At 63.2% G+C, this 19808-nt stretch carries 25 protein-coding genes; 14 read left to right on the top strand and 11 right to left on the bottom strand.

What is annotated here, in order from left to right; translation table 11 throughout:
* Nucleotides 1–120 precede the first annotated feature (120 nt).
* Both hemJ and hemE read right to left on the bottom strand, forming a co-directional pair.
* A complete protein-coding gene (hemJ, locus tag NKG60_RS18650; RefSeq protein WP_352665320.1) occupies nt 121–663 on the bottom strand; it encodes a protoporphyrinogen oxidase HemJ in 543 nt (180 codons plus the stop codon).
* A gap of 5 nt (nt 664–668) precedes the next feature.
* The gene (gene hemE, locus NKG60_RS18645; RefSeq protein WP_352665249.1) at nt 669–1697 is read right to left on the bottom strand and encodes a uroporphyrinogen decarboxylase; all 1029 of its coding nucleotides are present in this window, start codon (nt 1695–1697) and stop codon (nt 669–671) included.
* A 401-nt stretch (nt 1698–2098) separates the two neighbouring features.
* Between hemE and NKG60_RS18640 the strand changes: the two genes are divergently transcribed.
* From NKG60_RS18640 to dnaQ, 5 genes are all read left to right on the top strand, one after another.
* On the top strand, nt 2099–2917 hold the full coding sequence (locus tag NKG60_RS18640) for a pyruvate, water dikinase regulatory protein (protein WP_352458816.1): 819 nt from the start codon (nt 2099–2101) through the stop codon (nt 2915–2917).
* Between the two features lie 169 nt (nt 2918–3086).
* Nucleotides 3087–3686, top strand: a complete 600-nt coding sequence (locus NKG60_RS18635) for a Maf-like protein (RefSeq protein WP_352975321.1) — start codon at nt 3087–3089, stop codon at nt 3684–3686.
* On the top strand, nt 3679–4521 hold the full coding sequence (locus NKG60_RS18630) for a shikimate dehydrogenase (protein WP_352665247.1): 843 nt from the start codon (nt 3679–3681) through the stop codon (nt 4519–4521). The genes NKG60_RS18635 and NKG60_RS18630 overlap by 8 nt, the downstream gene beginning before the upstream one ends.
* The gene (gene coaE, locus NKG60_RS18625; RefSeq protein ID WP_352665246.1) at nt 4518–5120 is read left to right on the top strand and encodes a dephospho-CoA kinase; all 603 of its coding nucleotides are present in this window, start codon (nt 4518–4520) and stop codon (nt 5118–5120) included. Before NKG60_RS18630 ends, coaE begins: the two co-directional genes overlap by 4 nt.
* 86 nt (nt 5121–5206) lie before the next feature.
* The gene (gene dnaQ, locus NKG60_RS18620; RefSeq protein WP_352565554.1) at nt 5207–5926 is read left to right on the top strand and encodes a DNA polymerase III subunit epsilon; all 720 of its coding nucleotides are present in this window, start codon (nt 5207–5209) and stop codon (nt 5924–5926) included.
* Between the two features lie 279 nt (nt 5927–6205).
* Here the strand turns inward: dnaQ and secB are convergent, their stop codons facing one another.
* Nucleotides 6206–6709 (bottom strand): protein-export chaperone SecB, encoded by a 504-nt coding sequence (gene secB, locus NKG60_RS18615; RefSeq protein WP_352453643.1) that lies wholly within the window; start codon nt 6707–6709, stop codon nt 6206–6208.
* A 113-nt stretch (nt 6710–6822) separates the two neighbouring features.
* Nucleotides 6823–7314, bottom strand: a complete 492-nt coding sequence (locus NKG60_RS18610) for an FxsA family protein (RefSeq protein ID WP_352665244.1) — start codon at nt 7312–7314, stop codon at nt 6823–6825.
* A gap of 199 nt (nt 7315–7513) precedes the next feature.
* Between NKG60_RS18610 and NKG60_RS18605 the strand changes: the two genes are divergently transcribed.
* Genes NKG60_RS18605 through NKG60_RS18590 form a run of 4 tightly spaced genes read left to right on the top strand, consistent with a single transcriptional unit; the run spans nt 7514 to nt 10292 of the window.
* Nucleotides 7514–8221 carry a Tim44/TimA family putative adaptor protein gene (locus NKG60_RS18605; protein WP_292659652.1) on the top strand — a complete coding sequence of 236 codons (708 nt, stop codon included), beginning with the start codon at nt 7514–7516 and terminating at the stop codon, nt 8219–8221.
* Between the two features lie 23 nt (nt 8222–8244).
* Nucleotides 8245–9351, top strand: a complete 1107-nt coding sequence (gene mltA / locus NKG60_RS18600; protein ID WP_352665243.1) for a murein transglycosylase A — start codon at nt 8245–8247, stop codon at nt 9349–9351.
* The gene (locus NKG60_RS18595) at nt 9348–9884 is read left to right on the top strand and encodes a Smr/MutS family protein (protein WP_352665242.1); all 537 of its coding nucleotides are present in this window, start codon (nt 9348–9350) and stop codon (nt 9882–9884) included. The genes mltA and NKG60_RS18595 overlap by 4 nt, the downstream gene beginning before the upstream one ends.
* A 39-nt stretch (nt 9885–9923) precedes the next feature.
* A complete protein-coding gene (locus NKG60_RS18590; RefSeq protein WP_352473989.1) occupies nt 9924–10292 on the top strand; it encodes a helix-turn-helix domain-containing protein in 369 nt (122 codons plus the stop codon).
* 9 nt (nt 10293–10301) lie between these two features.
* Here NKG60_RS18590 and NKG60_RS18585 read toward each other — a convergent pair whose 3' ends face one another.
* From NKG60_RS18585 to NKG60_RS18575, 3 genes are all read right to left on the bottom strand, one after another.
* Nucleotides 10302–10919, bottom strand: a complete 618-nt coding sequence (locus NKG60_RS18585; RefSeq protein WP_352665241.1) for a transglutaminase-like cysteine peptidase — start codon at nt 10917–10919, stop codon at nt 10302–10304.
* Between the two features lie 213 nt (nt 10920–11132).
* On the bottom strand, nt 11133–12410 hold the full coding sequence (locus NKG60_RS18580) for a polyhydroxyalkanoate depolymerase (protein ID WP_352665240.1): 1278 nt from the start codon (nt 12408–12410) through the stop codon (nt 11133–11135).
* Between the two features lie 261 nt (nt 12411–12671).
* Nucleotides 12672–13031 carry a septal ring lytic transglycosylase RlpA family protein gene (locus NKG60_RS18575; protein ID WP_292659640.1) on the bottom strand — a complete coding sequence of 120 codons (360 nt, stop codon included), beginning with the start codon at nt 13029–13031 and terminating at the stop codon, nt 12672–12674.
* A 304-nt stretch (nt 13032–13335) separates the two neighbouring features.
* Between NKG60_RS18575 and NKG60_RS18570 the strand changes: the two genes are divergently transcribed.
* Nucleotides 13336–13521 carry a hypothetical protein gene (locus NKG60_RS18570; RefSeq protein ID WP_352665239.1) on the top strand — a complete coding sequence of 62 codons (186 nt, stop codon included), beginning with the start codon at nt 13336–13338 and terminating at the stop codon, nt 13519–13521.
* A gap of 58 nt (nt 13522–13579) precedes the next feature.
* Here the strand turns inward: NKG60_RS18570 and NKG60_RS18565 are convergent, their stop codons facing one another.
* The 4 genes from NKG60_RS18565 to tauA form a co-directional block, all read right to left on the bottom strand.
* Nucleotides 13580–13768 carry a hypothetical protein gene (locus tag NKG60_RS18565; protein ID WP_352665238.1) on the bottom strand — a complete coding sequence of 63 codons (189 nt, stop codon included), beginning with the start codon at nt 13766–13768 and terminating at the stop codon, nt 13580–13582.
* A gap of 6 nt (nt 13769–13774) precedes the next feature.
* Nucleotides 13775–14641 (bottom strand): ABC transporter permease subunit, encoded by an 867-nt coding sequence (locus NKG60_RS18560; RefSeq protein ID WP_352665237.1) that lies wholly within the window; start codon nt 14639–14641, stop codon nt 13775–13777.
* Nucleotides 14638–15411 carry a taurine ABC transporter ATP-binding protein gene (locus NKG60_RS18555; protein WP_352665236.1) on the bottom strand — a complete coding sequence of 258 codons (774 nt, stop codon included), beginning with the start codon at nt 15409–15411 and terminating at the stop codon, nt 14638–14640. Before NKG60_RS18555 ends, NKG60_RS18560 begins: the two co-directional genes overlap by 4 nt.
* 112 nt (nt 15412–15523) lie before the next feature.
* Complete coding sequence (tauA, locus tag NKG60_RS18550; RefSeq protein WP_352665235.1) at nt 15524–16537, bottom strand: taurine ABC transporter substrate-binding protein; 1014 nt, start codon at nt 16535–16537, stop codon at nt 15524–15526.
* A 345-nt stretch (nt 16538–16882) separates the two neighbouring features.
* On the opposite strand from tauA, the gene NKG60_RS18545 reads away from it, so the two are divergent.
* From NKG60_RS18545 to NKG60_RS18530, 4 genes are all read left to right on the top strand, one after another.
* Nucleotides 16883–17074, top strand: a complete 192-nt coding sequence (locus NKG60_RS18545) for a hypothetical protein (protein ID WP_352665234.1) — start codon at nt 16883–16885, stop codon at nt 17072–17074.
* Nucleotides 17075–17221: 147 nt separating this feature from the next.
* Nucleotides 17222–17674, top strand: a complete 453-nt coding sequence (locus NKG60_RS18540) for an RrF2 family transcriptional regulator (RefSeq protein ID WP_352665233.1) — start codon at nt 17222–17224, stop codon at nt 17672–17674.
* Between the two features lie 49 nt (nt 17675–17723).
* Nucleotides 17724–19070: an FAD/NAD(P)-binding protein gene (locus NKG60_RS18535; RefSeq protein ID WP_352975320.1), complete on the top strand. Its 1347-nt coding sequence runs from the start codon at nt 17724–17726 to the stop codon at nt 19068–19070.
* Between the two features lie 314 nt (nt 19071–19384).
* Entirely contained in the window at nt 19385–19738 is a 354-nt protein-coding gene (locus tag NKG60_RS18530) for a winged helix-turn-helix transcriptional regulator (RefSeq protein ID WP_352665231.1), read from the top strand.
* The last annotated feature ends 70 nt before the right edge of the window (nt 19739–19808 follow it).

The following is a 19808-nucleotide window of genomic DNA, read 5'->3' as shown; positions in this document are numbered from 1 at the left end:
GCGACAAATGCCGGGCGCGGCCGAAGCGATAAATGGGCGGCGCATGACGGGAAGGAAGACCCGTCTTTTATCGTCGGTCGGTTGAAAGAGCAAGCCGCCTTTTGCGGGCAACCGAAGACGTCAGAACGGTTTCACGATAACCAGGACGACGATGACGATCATCAGCAATGTAGGGATCTCATTGACGATCCGCCAGTGCCTTGCCGGTTTTTCATTGCGGTCTTCGGCAAATTTCCGAACGGCGCCGGCGAGATAGCCATGCACGGCCGACAGACCAACCACCGCGGCGATCTTGGCATGCAGCCAGCCGCCTTGAAAACCAAAGCCTTTCCAGGCAAGCCACAGGCCGAATGCCCAGGTGATCACCATTGCCGGATTGATGATGCCGCGCAGCAGGCGGCGCTCCATCACCTTGAAAGTCTCCGACTGAACGGAGCCTTTTTCGGCATCGGCATGATAGACCAGCAAGCGCGGCAGGTAGAGCATGCCCGCCATCCAGGAGATGACGGCAATCACATGGATCGCCTTCGCCCAGGGATAGAAATCATCGGGACCGAAGAAAAACAGCAGCCCGGCCAGCACCAGGAAGATGGCGATCGCAATTGCCGCGCGGCGCATCGCCCCTCGACCGCTGTTGGTGCTGTTCGCATTATCTGCGCCCATCATCGTCACGATGCGCTCCGCACCAGTTTCACCATCTGCTCGACATGCTCCAGCGGCGTCTCCGGCGTGATGCCGTGACCAAGGTTGAAGATCAGCGGCCCGTCGCCCAGCGCCTCCAGGATCGCCGCTACGCCGTCGGCCAGCGCCTTGCCGCCGGCTACAAGCCTCAGCGGATCGAGATTGCCCTGCACGGCGCCGTCACGCTGCAGTTTCTTCGCCGCCGACAAGGGCACGGTCCAGTCGAGGCCCAGCCCCGTCACGCCGGTCTTCTGGCGATAGCTTCGATAGTGATCTCCCGCGCCCTTGGGAAAGCCGATGATCGGAACATTGGGATGGGCAGCCTTCACTTGCCGGACGATCTCGGCCACCGGCTCGACGCAGAACAATTCGAAAGACGCTTCGTCGAGCACGCCTGACCACGAATCGAAGATCTGGACCACGTCGGCGCCGGCTTCGATCTGCCGGATCAGATAGGCAGCCGAATGATCGGCGAGCACCTTCAGCAGCCGAAGAAAGGCCGCCGGCTCGCGATAGGCGAACAGCCTGGCCGGTGACTGGTCGGGCGTACCGTGGCCGGCGATCATATAGGTCGCCACCGTCCAGGGCGCACCGCAGAAGCCGATCAGCGTCGTTTCATCAGGCAGTCTGGTGCGCAACCGCCGCACCGTCTCGTAGACCGGCTCGAGATTCACGTGAAACGTTTCGCCGTCGAGAGCCGCGATCTCCACAGCCGTGATCGGCGTCAGCAGCGGGCCGCGTCCTTCCGCAAAGCGCACGTCGCGGCCGAGCGCATGCGGCACGACAAGGATGTCGGAAAACAGGATCGATGCATCGAAGCCGAAGCGTTCGATCGGCTGCAGCGTCACTTCGACGGCGAGATCCGGGTCGTAGCAAAGATCGAGGAAGGATCCGGCCCGTCTCCTTGTCTCCCGGTATTCCGGCAGATAGCGGCCGGCCTGGCGCATCATCCAGACCGGTGGCGGAAACGCCGCCTTGCCTCTCAACACGTCCAGCACGATCCGGTCTTGAGGCATTGAGCGCTCGCCTTTCCAGGCTTCCCTATAATTAAATATTCTATTTTTAGGAATCTTATGATTCTAAGAGTCTGTTGGTTGTGGTGGTTGTCTCCTGTCCCGCTTTGCCTTGGAAAAGACCAGCCAGCATATTGTCGCGCGCTTCTTCAACGGGATTGCAGGACTTTGTGGAAAACCGCGAATTTGCGACTGGAGTCAATGCGTTGCCGCCAGGCCAGGGAAATTGCCCCTGTGGATGAAGCGAAGGCAAAAAGCTCCGTCCCCGGACTTGTCCCCAACCGCCCGGAGAAGCCGACAGCACATCGAATTGTGGACAAACCGCCATCTGATACAGTCGCTTTGCGGTGGCCGAGTTTTCCGCCCGGCTTATCCACATCGGCCCACAGCCTGGAATGTATCCTGTGAACAAACCGCAGAGCTTCTTTCACCTTCACCTGATTTCCGACGCCACCGGCGAAACGCTGCTGGCCGCCGGCCGCGCGGCTTCCGCGCAATACAAGGATGCGCGCGCCATCGAACATATCTATCCGCTCATCCGCACCGAAAAGCAGGTGACGAAGGTGTTCGAGGACATCGAGGAGGAGCCGGGCATCATCCTCTACACGGTGGTCGACCAGAAGCTTGCCCGTGGCATCGACGAACGCTGCGCGGCGATGGGCCTGCCTTGCGTCTCGGTGCTGGAGCCGGTGCTGACAGTGTTCCAGTCCTATCTCGGCACGCCGGCCGGGCGCCGCGTCGGCGCCCAGCATGTGCTGGACGCTGAATATTTTCGCCGTATCGACGCGCTCAATTTCACGATGGAGCATGATGACGGCCAGCTGCCGGCCAATATGGACGATGCCGATATCGTGCTTGTCGGCATCTCCCGCACCTCGAAGACGCCGACCAGCATCTATCTCGCCAATCGCGGCATCAAGACCGCCAACATTCCGATCGTGCTCGGCGTGCCGGTGCCCGAAAGCCTGGTCAATGCCAGGAGGCCGCTGATCGTCGGCCTGGTCGCCACCGCCGAACGCATCTCGCAAGTCCGGCAGAACCGCATTCTCGGCACCAGCGCCTATGAACCAACCGATTATGTCGACCGCGCCGCGATCGCCGAAGAGCTCACCTATGCCCGCCAGATATGCACACGGCATGGCTGGCCGATGATCGACGTCAGCCGCCGTTCGATCGAGGAGACGGCGGCGGCGATCGTTGCCCTGCGCGGCAAGACGCGCTAGGGCGTGTGATATTCAGGTGATGCCGGCCTGCAAACGGCGGCTTCCTGCGCTTCCGGTGCTCACGTACGAAAAGTACGCTCCGCTCCGGTTCTCGGAAGCCACCATTTTCGGCTCGGCCTGACCTGAATCTCGACACACCCTAGTGAGCGCTAGGAAACGGGCGAAAAGAATGGCCGAAAAAATCATCCTTGCCTCGGGCAGTCCGTTCCGCAAGGCGCTGCTCGTCAATGCCGGCGTCAGTGTCGAAGCGGTTCCGGCTTCTGTCGATGAGCGCGCGCTTGAGGCGCCGCTGCAGAATAGTGGCGTGTCGCCGGAGGATGTCGCCCTCGTGCTCGCCGAAGCCAAGGCCACCGACGTCAGCGAGCGCAAGCCCGGCGCCCTGGTGCTCGGCTGCGACCAGACGCTGTCGCTCGGCGACGAGCTGTTCCACAAGCCAGCCGACATGGAAGGGGCGCGCCGTCATCTGCTGGCGCTGTCGGGCAAGACGCATTATCTCAACAGCGCCGTGGTGCTGGCCCGTAACGACCAGGTTCTGTGGCGGCATGTCGGCATCGCCAGCCTGACCATGCGCAAGCTCGATCCGGCCTTCATCGGCCGCCATCTGGCGCGCGTCGGCGCCAAGGCGTTGTCCAGCGTCGGCGCCTACCAGATCGAAGGCGAGGGCATCCAGCTGTTCGAAAAAATCGAAGGCAACTATTTTACCATTGTCGGCCTGCCGCTTTTGCCGGTGCTGGCCAAGCTGCGCGAGCTTGGGGCGATCGATGGCTGAGGCCCCGAAAAAGGCGTTTGTCACCGGCCACCCGATCGCGCATTCCAGATCCCCGAAGATCCACGGCTACTGGCTGGCGAAATACGGCATCGACGGCGTCTACGAGGCCATCGACGTTGCACCGGAAGCGTTTGCCGAATTCCTGCAGACGCTGCAGGCACAAGGCTATCGCGGCGGCAATGTCACCATCCCGCACAAGGAAGCCGCTTTCGCTTTGGCCAAGCGGCGCGACGCCGACGCCGAACAGATCGGTGCGGTCAACACACTGTGGTTCGAGGATGGCGAATTGTGCGGCGGCAATACCGATGCGCATGGCTTTGCCGCCAATCTGGACGAGTATGCACCGGGCTGGGCGGCCAACGGCCCCGCCGTGGTGCTCGGCGCCGGTGGCGCCGCTCGCGCGGTTATCCATGCGCTGAAGCAGCGTGGCGTCAGCGATATCCGCATCGTCAATCGAACGCTTACGAGGGCGCAGGAGCTGCGCGACCGCTTCGGCGCAGGCGTCTCCGCCCACAACATCGCGGCGACCGGCGAATTGCTCGAGGATGCCGGCCTGCTGGTCAACACGACAGCCCTCGGCATGCATGGCAATGAAGGCCTGTCCGCCGATCCGGACAGACTGCCGGACCGCGCCATCGTCACCGACATCGTCTACGTGCCGCTGGAGACGCCGCTGCTTGCTGCGGCCAAGGCGCGCGGCCTGAGAACCGTCGACGGGCTCGGTATGCTGCTGCATCAGGCGGTGCCCGGCTTCGAACGCTGGTTCGGCATCAGGCCGCAGGTCTCCGCCGAACTGCGCCAGCTGATTATTGCCGATATCGGCGCGATAAAATGATCGTGCTCGGCCTCACCGGATCGATCGGCATGGGCAAGTCGACCACGGCCAAGATGTTTGCCGAAGCCGGCGTGCCGGTCCATGATTCCGACGAGGCGGTGCATCGGCTTTATGCCGGCAAGGCCGCGCCCTTGGTCGAGGCGGCCTTTCCCGGAACCACCAGATCCGGTGCGGTCGACCGCACAAAGCTGGCGGAGCGGGTGCTCGGCCGCGGCGCCGCCCTGAAACGGCTGGAAGCTATCATCCATCCGCTGGTCCGTGCCGATGCCGATGCGTTCCTGGCTGAAAATCGTGCCGCCGGCGCGCCGCTTGCCGTGCTCGATATACCGCTGCTGTTCGAGACCGGCGGCCGTAACCGCGTCGACAAGGTCGTGGTCGTCACCGCGCCGCCCGAGATCCAGCAGGCCCGCGTGCTGGCGCGGCCGGGCATGAACGAGGAGAAACTGGCGTCGATCCTGGCCAGGCAGGTTCCTGACGCCGAAAAGCGCCGTCGCGCCGACTTCGTCATCGACACCGGTCAAGGCTTTGACGCTGCTCGCGCGGCCGTCAAGGCCATCATCGCCGAACTAGTCGTGGATAAGGCAGCCAGGCCTGGTTAAGAGGCTTGCAGCTCGCAATTACTTGTTGCCATTTTGTTCCGGGTGTGATTCGGCTAGAATGATGTCGGAACCAGTGGACTGATTCGATGCGTGAGATCATCTTCGATACGGAAACCACCGGCCTCGACACGCGCGAGGACCGCGTCATCGAGCTTGGCGGCGTCGAGTTGGTCAACCGCTTCCCGACCGGCCGAACCTTCCACAAATATATCAACCCGCAAGGCCGCCAGATCCATCACGAGGCGCAGGCTGTGCACGGCATCAGCGCCGCCGATCTTCAGGGCAAGCCGACTTTCATGGAGATCGCCGAGGAGTTCCTCGCCTTCATCGACGGCGCCAAGCTTGTCGCGCACAATGCCGGCTTCGACATCGGCTTCCTCAATCTCGAATTCGGCCGGCTTGGCCATCCGGCCATCGATCCGGGACGGATCGTCGACACGCTGGCGCTGGCGCGCCGCAAGCATCCGATGGGCCCCAATTCGCTCGACGCGCTCTGCCGCCGCTACGGCATCGACAATGGCCGCCGCACCAAGCACGGCGCGCTGCTCGATTCGGAATTGCTGGCCGAGGTCTATATCGAGCTTATCGGCGGCAAGCAGGCAAGCCTCATCCTCGACAGCATCATGGCGCCGGCGGGCGGCAGGCAGAATGTCGACGACATCGATATTTCGATCGGTGTGCGGCCGATCGCCTTGCCGTCGCGCCTGACCGACGCCGAGCGCGCAGCACACGCAGGCATGGTTGGCACATTGGGCGAAAAGGCGCTCTGGCTGCGGGTCGCCCCGGAAGCGAGTTCCGCCGCATAGTTAGGGCCGATCGGCAGCTAACGTCGATAGTCCCGTTCGGTGGAAAGTCGCCAAGCTTCGAGATTTGCCGAAACATCCCTCCACTTCGTCATCCCAGGGTCTGCGCCGCGTCGCTCCGCTCCTTGCTCCGCCCTGGGATGACGAAGGAATAGGTGTTTCGGCTAATCGCGAAGGTCTACGACGGGTCACCAAACGCAGGTGCGGGCTCGCTTCTGATGCATCGCCCCAACAAAAACCCGGCGCGAGGCCGGGCTTTTCAACGACGGAGTGACGCCAGCTTCAGCTCACCTTGACCTTGGCGGCGGCAGCCTGGTCCTCGGCCAGCTTCTGCTGGAACATCTGCGCGAAATCGATCGGGTCGAGCATCAGCGGCGGGAAGCCGCCATTGCGTGTTGCCTCGGCGATGATTTGCCGGGCGAACGGGAACAGCAGCCGCGGGCATTCGATGAACAGGATCGGCAGCATGTGCTCCTGCGGGAAGCCGCTGATGGAGAAGACGCCGCCATAGACCAGCTCGACGTTGAACAACACTTCCTGGTCGAACGACGCTTTTGCGTTCAGCGTCAAATTGACGTCGAACTGCTTGTCCGAAAGCGGGTTGGCATTGACGTTGACATTGATGGCGATGCCCGGAGCCTTGTCGCGGCCGCGCAACGAGTTCGGTGCGCCGGGGCTTTCAAAGGACAGGTCCTTCACATATTGCGCGAGCACGTTGAGCGAAGGCTGCGCCGCATTTCCATTACCGTTGGCTGCGCCGGTCGGCGCGTCGTCGTTGCTGGCCATAAGCTGTGGTCCTTTTGCCTGGGCAGCGTTGCTGACCGGATTGAAATTCGGGCGTTCGCTATCATGGCCGGCACGACAAGACAAGTTTGCAAAAGACGCCGGTTGCCTCGCGGCTACTCGTCCTTGAGGCGGCGCCAGGGAGAATCCGGTCCGCGCGTATGGTCGTCAGCGCGCGAATAGTCGCCGTCGTCGAGATCGATGGTCTTGCCGCGTTGCCTTGCCCGCAAACCACTGCTGAAATCGGTTGCCAGCACGATGCGGCCTTTCAGCATCCGCCAGGCAAGATCGCGCACCGGCGGCAGGAACAGCAGAAGGCCGAAAATATCCGAGATGAAGCCGGGGATGATCAAAAGGATCGCTGCCAGCACGATCATGGCGCCATGCGCAAGCTGGCCGCTCGGATCACGCCCGGCATCCATTTCGGCACGGACCCTGGCCATCACGCCAAAACCCTGGTGCCGCAGCAGCAGGGCGCCGGCGACACTCGAGGCCAGCACCAAGCCGACTGTCGCCAGCGCGCCGACCTGGCGGCCGACAATGACGAAACCGGCTATCTCCAGCAGCGGAAGCGCGAGAATGAACAGGGGAAGCAGCGGGATACGCAAATCTTGACCGATCGTTTTCGATGTTTTGCCGGCCGGCGAGCAATCGCCGCTGGCACCAGAGCTGTTAGATAGGTATGGCTGCCTTTGATTTGAATGATTGCGCCATGCGTTCTATATGCTTTGGATACTGAACGCTATGTGATCGCGGCCCTTGCTTGGCCGCTGGTCCGGCCAAAGCAGGGATTGATTGGCGCAAGATATGGGCTTCTTCGACTTCGGCACGATTTTCTTTCTGATTGCGGCGGTGGTGATCTTTTTCCAGCTGCGCAACGTGCTTGGCCGACGCACGGGCAATGAGCGCCCGCCCTTCGATCCATATACGGCAGCGCGCAAAAACGACAAGGATGCCGCCCAGAAACCCGAGAACGTGGTTTCGCTGCCGCGCAAGCGGCTGGCGGGAGAGCCGGCGGCCGACACCTATGTGGCGATCGATGCCTTTGCCAAGCCCGACACCGATCTCAACCGGGGCCTGCGGGCGATCAAGGACAATGATCCGACCTTCGACCCGAAGACCTTCGTCGACGGCGCCAAGATGGCTTATGAGATGATCGTCATGGCCTACGCCGATGGCGACCGCAAAACCTTGAAGAACCTTTTGTCGCGCGAGGTCTATGACGGCTTCGTCGCGGCCATCGGCGACCGCGAGGCGAAAGCCGAAAAGATCCAGTCCTCCTTCGTCGGCATCGACAAGGCCGACATCGTTTCGGCCGAAATGAAGGGCAGCGAGGCGCACATCACGCTGCGCATCGTCAGCGAACTGATTTCAGCGACCCGCGACAAGGCCGGCGCCGTCATCGACGGCGATCCCGAGACTGTCGCCGAGGTCAAGGACGTCTGGACCTTCGCCCGCGACGCGCGCTCGCGCGATCCGAACTGGAAGCTCGTCGCCACCGAAGAAGAAGACTGAACTGGACGGCGGCGGGGGCTGTCGTGTCGCTTTCTGGAGCTTTCAGCGAAAAATCCTTTGGCGAATTGCCGGGCTGGGGCGAGGACGACCATCTCCCTGCCTTTGACGCCTTTCGCCGCTCGGCCTTTCATATCCTGACCAAACCCTACCGCTCCGGCGCGCTCGGCGTCGACTACAATGGCTTTGCCGACGCCTATGCCGAAGCGCGTACCGTTTCGCCGGCGAATCGGTTGCAGGCCCGAAGCTTTTTCGAGCGCCATTTCGTTCCGGCCCGTATCGATGCCGAAGATGGTGGTCCCGGCCTGGTAACCGGCTTTTATGAACCGGAGGTCGAAGCCTCGCCGGTGCGCACGCAACGGTTTTCGGTGCCGTTGCTGTCGCGCCCGGCCGACCTTGTCGACATCGATGACGGCAACCGTCCTTCCGGCTTGGATCCCTATCTCGCCTTCGCTCGTGCGGCGCCGAACGGCCCGGTCGAATATTTCGACCGCGGCGAGATCGAACGCGGCGCGCTTGCCGGAAAAGGGCTGGAAATCGCCTGGCTCGCCGACAAGGTCGACGCCTTCTTCATTCACGTGCAGGGCGCGGCGCGGCTCAACATGACCGACGGCAGGCTTCGCCGCATCACCTATGCCGCCAAATCCGGCCAGCGCTTTACCGGGCCGGGCAAGATCCTGAGCGAGGAAGGCGAGATCCCGCTGGAGAAGGTGACGATGCAGTCGATCCGTGCCTGGTTCAAGGCGCATCCGGAGCGCGTCGACGAGATCCTTTGGCGCAACCGCTCCTACATCTTCTTCCGCGAGATGGGCGTCGACGGCCCAGAGCTCGGCCCGATCGCTGCCGCCAAGGTGCCGCTGACACCCGGCCGCTCGATCGCCGTCGACCGGCTGCTGCACACCTTCGGCACGCCTTTCCATATCGATGCGCCGTCGGTGACCGCCTTCGACGGAAAACCGTTCCGGCGGCTGATGATCGCGCAGGACACCGGCTCGGCGATCACCGGGCCGGCCCGCGGCGATCTGTTTGCCGGGTCGGGCGATGCGGCCGGCGAGATCGCCGGCGTTATCCGCAACGCCGCAGATTTTTATGCACTGATCCCCCGGTCGCTGGTTGCAGGAGCAGGCCGATGACCCGGCGCATCGACAGGCTGAGCGAGGACGACCGGGTGCTGTGGAACCTGGTGGCGCGCACGGCAAAGCCGCTGAAGGGCAAAATCGCCGTCGAAATTCCAGACGTCGGGCTGGAGATCGACGAGACCAGGCAGGCGCCGCCGCCGGCACAGGTCGCGGGCAATGCTGCCACGGCGGCAAAGCCGAAGGCGCAGCATGTCTCCCACGCACTCGATGAACCGACGCTGGACAAGCTGTCGAAGGGCCGGCTGCCGATCGAGGGCCGCGTCGACCTGCATGGCCTGACCCAGGATGAAGCCTATTCGCTGCTGTTTTCCTTTCTGCGCCGGGCGCACGCCGGCGGCATCCGCTACGTCCTGGTGATCACCGGCAAGGGCTCTTCGTCGGGCGGCGATGGCGTCTTGCGGCGCGCCGTGCCGTCATGGCTGTCGACATCCGCCTTCCGGCCCCTCGTCTCCAGCCACGACCATGCCGCCCGCAAACATGGCGGCTTGGGCGCGCTCTATGTCCGCTTGCGGCGGGCGCGCCCATGAGGGACGCACCTATGAGGATGCACCCATGAAGGTGGGCTTGTGACCCCGTTCGGCGAAAAGCTTCGCGTGCTGCGAAACGAGCGCGGCGTCAGCCAGAAGGACATGGCCAAGGCGATCGGCGTCAGCGCAGCCTATCTCTCGGCGCTGGAACACGGCCGCCGCGGTGCGCCGAGCTGGACGCTGATCCAGAAGATCATCGGCTATTTCAACATCATTTGGGACGACGCCGAGGAACTGGCGCGATTGGCCGAAACCTCACATCCGCGTGTCAAGCTCGACACGTCGGGCCTTAGCCCGGCGGCGACCGAGCTTGCCAATCTCCTGGCCGACAACATCGAAAAGCTCGACGAAGCCGAGCTTCGCCGCATCATTGCGTCGCTCCGCGCCGCACTGGCACGGCCGAAATGAGCTGCTTTGTTACTGGACCGAGCCGACCAGCACCTGCTGGCCGCCGCGGATGGAGACCCAGCGGCCGGTATTGTCGATCGCCTGCCGCTTGAGGAAACGATAGCCGGTCTGGTCCCAGGAACGAACCTGGTCGGTCAGATTGTCGAGGATGTAGTCGCCCTTGTCGGTACGCACCGTCAGCACGGCGTGGCCTTCGCCATCCGGCTTGCGCACGACGGTCATCAGCAGATCGGCAAACGAGACGCCCAGCCGGTTCAGTTCACGGCGCTTTTCCAGGACATAGTCCTCGCAATCGCCAACCCCCTTGTCGGGATAGGCCCAGACCTCATCCTTGCCGTAGATGTCGAAATCGCTCTCCGGCTTGACGGCGGCGTTGACCTTTGCCGTGACGCTGAGCAGCTTGCGCCACAGCGAGCCGGTCAGGCTGGCGGGCGACAGATCCTTCGGGCGGATCGAGCATTCGGACGCGTAGCTCTTGCAGAAATCATAATGGCCGATCGGCTGCGAGGTCGGGCCGCCTGTTATCATCGGGCTGGCTGCCGAGGCCGAACCGGCCCAACCTGCCGCCACAGTAAGTCCAGCCAGCGCGCACAGGCGCAGCGTTCTCGCCATTGGTGAGGAAGTCATTGTCCCCGCTTGTCCCTTGTTGTTAACGAAACGTTAAGGGGTATTTACAGTCCGTGTCAATTATGAGGATGGATTGATTTTTGCGGCATGGTTACCCGCGTGGCGCCAACGCGACTATTGTGCAACAGGTCGACCGGCCGCACGGCCCCGCCAACCGATGATTTTGGCATTGACCGACCTTGATGCGGATTGACGGGCATCATCACTGGTCGCCTATTTCTTGCCGGTCCTGACCAGCTTGGGTTTCACCGCAACACGGTTCTGACGGCCGTAGCTGGTAATGAAATCGACGATGCGCGGCACGATTTCGGAGCGGAAGCGCGAGCCGTTGAACACACCATAATGGCCGACCGCCGGCTGCATGTAGTGGGCGTGCCTGTCGGCCGGGATGTTGATGCAAAGGTCGTGCGCGGCCTTGGTCTGGCCGAGGCCGGAGATGTCGTCGTTCTCGCCCTCGACCGTGAACAGGGCGACATTGCGGATCGCCGAAGGGTCGACCGCCACGCCGCGATGCGTCATCGTGCCCTTGGGCAAGGCCTGGCGGACAAACACGGTGTCGACGGTCTGCAGGTAGAATTCCGCCGTCAGATCCATCACCGCCAGATATTCGTCGTAGAACTCGCGGTGCTTCTCGGCATTGTCGCCGTCATGCTTCACCAGGTGCATGAAGAAGTCCTTGTGGGCGATGATGTGGCGGTCGAGGTTCATGCTCATGAACCCCGAAAGCTGCAGGAAGCCGGGATAGACCTCGCGGCCGAAGCCCGGCACCGGCCAGGGCGCGCGCATGATGACGTTGTCGCGGAACCAGTCGATGCCCTTTTCCTGGGCCAGCAGATTGACCGCCGTCGGGCTGCGGCGGGTGTCGATCGGGCCGCCCATCAGCGTCATCGTCGAGGGCACGAACGGATCACCCTTGGCTTCCATCAATGCCACCGCCGCCAGCACCGGCACCGAAGGCTGGCACACCGCCATCACGTGGGTGTCGGGACCCAGCGCATGCAGCATGTCGACGATGTAGTCGATATAGTCGTCAAGATCGAAGCTGCCGTCGGCCAGCGGCACCATGCGGGCGTCGACCCAGTCGGTGATATGCACGTCGGCATAGGGCAGCATCGCCTCCACCGTGCCGCGCAGCAGCGTCGCGTAGTGGCCCGACATCGGCGCGACGATCAACAGCTTCGGATCCGGCCGGCGCCCGGCCGGAACTGCGCGCTCGAAACGAACCAGGTTGCAGAATGGCCGCGACCAGACGGTGCGTTCGCTGACCTCGACGTTTTTCCAGTCGACGACGGTCTTGGTCAGGCCGAATTGCGGCTTGCCGTAACGGCGCGTCGTGCGCTCGAACAGTTCGGCCGTTGCCGCAACCGAGCGGCCCCAGGAGGTGTGTGAGACCGGATTGAGCGGATTGGAGTAGAACAGGCGCACCGCATCGGCATAGAGGCGCGCCGGCTGCAAGGCGGCGTGGTTCAGTTCGTAGAGCTGGTAGAACATCGAGAACCCCACTGCCGACTGCGATCGAAGGGCCGACGAGCAGCGCCGAGCCTTGAATACCTTGCAGGGAAGTTAGCAACAATCTGCTGCGATGCAATACGTCAACTTGCGTGATTTATGCTCGTTCTTTCGTCCAAGGCGTTGAGAATCCGCCTGGAACGGCAACAGCCGGCTCAGTGTGCACGTGCGAAGGAGTAGCAGGCCACGGTCATCGGTACAACCGTCGGAGGCGCGCCCCGGCCGCGGCGAAGGGCCGAGCAGTTAGACGCGTGCCATGCAGACAGCGGTATGGCCCGAGCTGATGAAGCCGAGCTGGCTGGCGGCGCCCTTCGACAGATCGAGCATCCGGCCCCTGATAAACGGGCCGCGGTCGTTGATGCGCACGACGACGCTGCGGCCATTGTTGCGGTTGGTCACCTTCAGCTTGGTGCCGAACGGCAGGCTGCGATGCGCTGCGGTCAGCGCCGACGGGTTCATGCGTTCGCCGGAAGCGGTTCTGGAATGCAGTGAGTACCAGGAGGCACGGCCGCATTGGGCGGCGGCGCTGGCACTGGATGCGCCGACCATCAGGCCAGCCGCGATCATGGCCGCGACAAGCGCGGTCTGGTTGCTTTTGTTCATGGGTTGGGGACTGCTCCGTTGACAGATCCGCAGCGGTTAGGGACGAATGAGGCAGCAAATGCGGCAATGATCTGTCGGTTCCATGGCAATGTTACACGTTTGGAGTCGGCGCGAAACAATTTGTCAGAGACTTTCCGCAGAGCGGCACAGCTTCCTTGATGATCTTTGCACCGATCTCCGCGTGTCTTGCGCAAGATCGGAGGTTAGCATCTAAGTAGAAGTTGGTGTAATCGAGCGGCTTCTTTTCGCTGTTCCATTCCGGCCGGAGCCGGGCTGATGATCGACTTGGAAAGGAGTTTCAGCAATGAGATTGATCAAAAATCTGCTGGCCTTGATTGTGCTCTCCATCGGCATGCTGTGGACGTTGCAAGGCATCGGCTTCATCCGCGGCAGCTTCATGACCGGCCAGTCGCAATGGCTGTATGCCGGCATCGTGACGGTGCTGGTCGGCTTGGGTGGCCTGGCCTGGGCAAACCGCTCGCGCATTTGAACGGGCGTCCATGCTCAGGCTCCCGCCAGAGCTGCGCACAGCGGACCGTGGCGGTCGGTCACCGCGACCAGTATTGCCAGCCCCAGTAGAAACTTTCGTCGCGCGGCGGCAGGCGGTTGCGCTCCGCGTCCAGCTGCACCGGCGTCGGCGTTTTGCGTTCGCCGTCAGGCGGCTGTTTGTCCCCGGCCTTGATCAGACGGATACATTGGCCGAAATGCGCAAACAATACAGCGATGGAATGGCGCATTGTCGGTCACTCCCGCCCCGCCCAAGGGACGAGCATCCGCTCGATCCTGCGGATGATGAATTCGAGCACGAAGGCAATGGCCGCGATCACCAGTATGCCCATCACCACCACGTCGGTGACGAGGAACTGGGCAGCGGACTGGATCATGAAGCCGAGCCCGCGAGTCGCTGCCACCAGCTCGGCGGCAACCAGCGTCGACCAGCCGGCGCCAAGCGCGATGCGCAGACCGGTCAGGATCGAGGGCAGCGCGCTGGGCAGGATAACGTGCCTGATCACTTGGCGCTGCGTGGCGCCAAGCGAGCGCGCTGCATTGATGCGTTCCTGCGAGACGCCGCGAACACCCGATGCCGTCGACAGCGCAACCGGCGCCAGCATGGCAATGGCAATCACCAGGATCTTGGACGGCTCGCCAATGCCGAACCAGATAATGATCAGCGGCAGATAAGCGAGCGGCGGGATCGGCCGCAGGAATTCGAGCAGCGGATCGAAGATGCCGCGCCCTGTAGTGCTGATGCCGATAGCCAGCCCGATGGGAACGCCGACGAAAACGGCCGCGATCAGCGCTGCAAACACCCGCCACAGGCTGGCGGCGATATGCTGGAGCAGCGTCGCGTCGACAAAGCCGTCACCGGCGACGACGACAAATTTGTTCCAGACTGCCACAGGCGACGGCAGGAAAACCGGCGACACCAATTGCAGGCGGGCCGATGCCGTCCACGCCGCCAGCACGATCAGAATGGTGATCGCGCTGACCACGCGGGCCGAAACGCGGCTGCGTCTCGGTCGCGGCCGCGACCATGGCACCGACAGCGCGTCGGCTCCGTCGTCGACTTTGGAGCGCTGCGGCCGCTCGGTATAAGAGGTAACGGTCATGCTGCCTCCCCTTCGAAGATCGCGTCGGTCAGCTCGCCACGCGCCGCGGCGAAGGCTGGATCGGCCTTGATGCTGCGAATGGCCTCGCCGGCTGCATAGCGCCGGCTGAAGCTGGCCTCGAAACTCCGCACCACCCGGCCAGGGCCGGGAGCGAGCACAATGATACGGGTGGCGAGAACCAGCGCTTCGTCGATGCCGTGCGTGACCATCAGCACGCCGACCTGGCTTGCCGTCCACAGATCGAGCAGCGTTGTCTGCATGCGTTCGCGTGTCAGCGCATCGAGTGCGCCCAGCGGTTCGTCGAGCAGCAGGAATTGCGGCGCGGCTGCCAGCGCCCTGGCCAGGCCGACGCGCTGGCGCATGCCGCCGGAAAGCTCCCATATGCGCTTGTCGCCGGCGCCGTCGAGCTTCACCAGCGCCAGAAGGTCGTCGGCAGTCCGCGCCCGTTCGGCGGCCCCGACACCGCGCAGCCTGAGAGCAAAGGCGACATTTTCCCGCGCGGTCAGCCACGGAAACAATGCGTCGTTCTGGAACACGACGGCGCGGTCCGAGCCTGGCGCCGTGATCGGCCTGCCGCCAATCGTGGCGCGTCCGCGCACAGGCTCGACCAGGCCCGCGGCGACATTGAGCAGCGAGGTCTTGCCGCAGCCTGAGCGGCCGACCAGGACAACGAAGTCATCCTTGGCGATGTCAATCGACACGCGTTCGACGGCCGGCGCCGGCTGGCCGTCATAATGAACCGAGACTTGGTCGAGCACGAGATGCGTCATGTGGGGTCGCCGATATTCTGAAACCTGCTTGCCCCGAAGCCGTTCCTCGTCAGCGGCTCCGGGGCAGGCATCGCGCGCTCAGGGAACGGAGGACGCGCGTATTGAGCCGCCGCTAATTCGAGGCCAGCGCCTCGCCGACATATTTCGACGACACGTATTTCGAATAATCCGGCAACACGGCGTCGATCTTGCCCTGCTCCTCGAGGAAGGCCGATGTCGCCTCGACCGCCTTGACAGTGCCGCCACCGAGGAACTTGTCCGAGGCTTGCTCCTCGAGCGTCGGGAAGACATAGCCCCTCAGCAGTTGCGGCACGTCTTCGAGCTTGGCCCCGGTGATCCTGGCGATCTTGGCCGCTTGCGGCGAGGACACCGACCATTGATCCGGCTTGGCCAGGAAGTCGGCATAGGCAGCGCCCGTTACTTTGACGAAGTCGCGCACCGCTTCCGGGTTCCTTTCGGCGAAGTCGGTGCGCACGATCCAGGCGTCGAAGGTCGGCGCGCCCCAGGCGGCGACCTGCGAGGAATCCAGCACGACCTTGCCCGTCGTCTTGATCTGGCCGAGTGCCGGATCCCAGACATAGGCGGCGTCGATGTCGCGGCGCGCCCATGCCGCCGCGATCTCCGGTGGCCGCAGATTGAGAATGTCGACCGACTTCGGGTCGACACCCTCATGCTTCAGCGCGGCAAGCAGGCTGTAATGCGTCGTCGAAACGAAGGGCACCGCCACCTTCTTGCCGGCAAGGTCGGCAGTTTTCTCGATGCCGGCGCCGTTGCGGGCGACAAGGGCCTCGGATTCGCCGATCAGCCCGACAATGAAGATTGTCTGGATTGGAAGCTCGCGGCTCGCCGCCGCCGCCAGCGGGCTCGAGCCGACATAACCGATGTCGACCGAACCGGAAGCGATGGCGGCGATCACGTCGGCGCCGGAATCGAATTTCCGCCAGTCGATTGCCGCCTTGGTCGCGCTCTCATAGGCGCCGTCGGCCTGCGGCACCTTCGAGGGTTCGACGACCGTCTGGTAGCCGATGGTTATCTTGAGGTCCTGAGCATCGGCTGGGCCGAGAAAGGCGGCACCAGCCAAGGCCGCCGAGGACAACAGAACGATACGTCGCGAAATGATGGACATGAAAGGCTCCTTGGAAAAGAGAAAAACCCGGATTGCGTTTCATAGTCACCTAACTCTATCGTTCTTGTAGAGTTAAATCCTTCCAATCGGTTCGGTCTTGTTAGAAAAAGTCATCTGGCTATCGCAGCTGCCCATTCGCACGCTTCTGGGTGATGGCCCGGGTGAGAACCATCGTCCTTGCCCGGGAACCGCTTCCACGTCGTCCATGCGCGCAACAAGGATTTCCCGTTTTCGCCCCTGCATCGGCAAATCCGTGCTGTGAATAGCCAAGAAATTGGAAACAAGTTCCCTGTGTTCGCGGTTAAGTCTAGTATCCTTATCGACATTGAAGGATTGGAGAGGACGATGAGCGACGCCACCCTCCTTGTTGCCGCGCGCGGCATGCTTTGGCCTTCAAATTCAGGGGCAGAAGCTGCTGTCCGGATTCTCGCCGATCGGGACATTCCTGCCGCCGGCCAGTTTGGCGGTGTGCCATTGGCGGCGGCTTCTGTGCTTCCAAGAGCACAAACCCCTGCCAAAATGGCCATTACGGCTTGAAAACGAAGCAAAATCAACGTTTCTCGGCTTGTATATCATGTCACTAGAATTTATCTGTAGTGACAGCTTGGACGCGGCGGGGAGGCACGCCAGGCGTTTCGCAACCGGTGGCCTTGCGCCATCGCATGACAGAGAAACGTTCGGGTTATGCTCACGAAAAAAGGTAAATACGGCCTCAAGGCGCTCGTCCATCTGGCGCGCCTGCCGGTTGGACAGCTCGCCTTCGTCAACGACATCGCCACAGGAAACAATATTCCGAAGAAGTTCCTCGATGCCATTCTTGGCGAATTGCGCAATGCCGGTTTCGTCCAGAGCCGCAAGGGCAAGGAGGGCGGCTACCGGCTGGCACGCCCGGCGGACGAGATCAAGGTCGGCCACGTCGTGCGCGTGCTCGACGGGCCGCTTGCCCCCATTCCCTGCGCCAGCCGCACCCAGTATCAGCGCTGCGAAGATTGCAACGAGGCGACATGCCAAGTCCGACACCTGATGCTGGAGGTCCGGCAGGCCATCGCCGAGGTGCTGGACCAGCGCAGCCTCGCCGAAATGCGCGACATCGCCGGCGACGAGGACCTTTCGGCGGCGTTGAAAGTGCAGGCCTGAACCACTCTCCCCTGAGCCGGCGACGATCGCCAGGACAGCTGGTGTGCGCATGACCGGGCGCGCTACGCCAAGTTCGATCATCATTGTCGGTGGCGGCGCCAGCGGCGTCGTGCTTGCCGCGCATCTGCTGAAGTCGCCCAATCCCGATCTCCGCGTCAGCCTGGTCGAAAAACGCCCGCATTTTGGGCAAGGCATGGCCTATTCAACGCTGCTGTCGGCGCATGTGCTGAATGTCAGCGCGGCGGGCATGAGCGCCTATGCCGACGATCCCGGCAATTTCTCGCGCTGGCTGCTTGGACGCGGCCTGGCTACGCCGGAGCAGGCGCCGGTCTACGCGCCGCGCAGCGTCTACGCCCGCTATCTCAAGGAGCTGCTCGACGAGCTCGAGGCGCGTGAGCAGCAGACCGGCCGGCTGCGCCTGATCCGCGAGGAGAGCCTGTCGATCTCGCCGATCGCGTCAGGCGTCGAGGTGACGCTGGCCAATGGCACTAGCGTGGTTGCGCACCTTGCAGTGCTGGCGACAGGCCATGACGAGGAGCCGGGCGCCGGTCAGGGCCGCGCGATCAGGATGGGCTCGGAGGCCGACACCGAGCTCGACCCCGAAGCCCGGGTCCTGGTGCTGGGCACCGGCTTGAGCATGGTCGATGCCTTCCTGTCGCTCGAGCAGCGCGGCCACCGCGGCGAGATCGTCGCGGTGTCGCGGCGCGGCCTGCTGCCTTCGCCGCATCGCAAGGGCAATCCGATCAAGCTTGACGTTGCCGATATTCCGCTCGGCACCCAGCTTTCCTATTTCGTCGGCTGGTTCCGCGACCTGATCCGGGAAAACCAGAGGGCCGGCATCGACTGGCGCGACGTCGTCGACGGTCTGAGACCCTTTAACCAGAAGATCTGGCAGAACTGGCCGTCCTCGGCCAAGCGCCGCTTCGTCGAGCACACCAAGGCCTGGTGGGACATCCACCGCCATCGCATGGCGCCGGAAGTCTACGCCCGCGTTGCCGAGGCGGTGCAAGCGGGCCGCATCCGCCTTGTCGCCGGGCGCGTCGTCGAGATCGCCGCCGGCGACGGTTTCAGCGTACAGGTCCAGTCGCGCCACACGCAGCGCCTCGAAAGGTTCGACGTCACCCGCATCTATGATTGCACAGGCATCGCCAGGGACATCTCGACCACGTCGAACAGCGTGGTGCGGTCGCTGGTCGACCGTGGGCTAGCACGGCCGGATCCGCTGCGCCTCGGCCTCGACGTGACCGCGAACTGCGAGGTCATCGCCAGCGACGGCACTGTATCGGCCAAGATCCTCGCCGTCGGGCCACTGACGCGCGGCACATTCTTCGAGATAGACGCTATTCCGGATATTCGCGTGCAGTGCGCGCGGCTCAGCAAGCGATTGCTCGGATGAGGATCTCGTTGTCTTGACGCAATTCCGGATGCAAGACCGCTGCCGTCGGGGGAAAAGATCTCGACCGCATAACCGCGCTCGGTGAAGGCGAACCAGGGGTGCGTGAGCTCGCTCCACCAGAAGCAGCCCGTGCTGGTCGAGACAGCCGGGTTGGCGATGACGCCACACGTTTCGGCTGTCTCGCATTGACCGGATTGGTGTCGCGGACGCTCATCTTCGTTCTCCTCCGTGGATTGGCCGCAGGACGCGACCCTGGCCAGATGACCGGGCAAATTCTGCTTCCGTCGCCACGGTGCCTTGCCTACGATGGGCGCATGACGCAACGCGGAAGACTCTACGGCTGTCCGGTCGAGTTCGCTCTCGACGCGCTCGGCGGCAAATGGAAGACGGTGATCCTGGCGCGCATCAAGGAACAGCCGATGCGCTATTCCGAACTGCGCCGGCTGATCCCCTCACTCTCGGACAAGATGCTGACGCAGAGGCTGGCCGAGCTTGTCGAGATCGGCTTCGTCACGCTCGAGACGTCGCCCGACGGCAAGGGGCGCTACGCCTTGACCGGGCGCGGCGAAGATCTCGCCGCCGCGCTCGAGGCGCTCTACGACTGGGGCAGCGTGCATGGCCGCGCCGAGGGTGTGCGTTTTCGCACCGACAGCGCAGCCACCACCTAGATCAATTCCAGGAAAGCGCGAAGCGGCTTTCCGTCCGCAATTGCCTGGAAAACAAAGGCACAGAGCGGTT

Origin of the sequence: Mesorhizobium sp. M1428 (assembly GCF_040317515.1) — a bacterium.
In the GTDB taxonomy this organism is placed as follows: Bacteria; Pseudomonadota; Alphaproteobacteria; order Rhizobiales; family Rhizobiaceae; genus Mesorhizobium.
The sequence above is the reverse complement of the archived record's forward strand: the minus strand, read 5'-3'. Positions and strand labels throughout refer to the sequence as shown.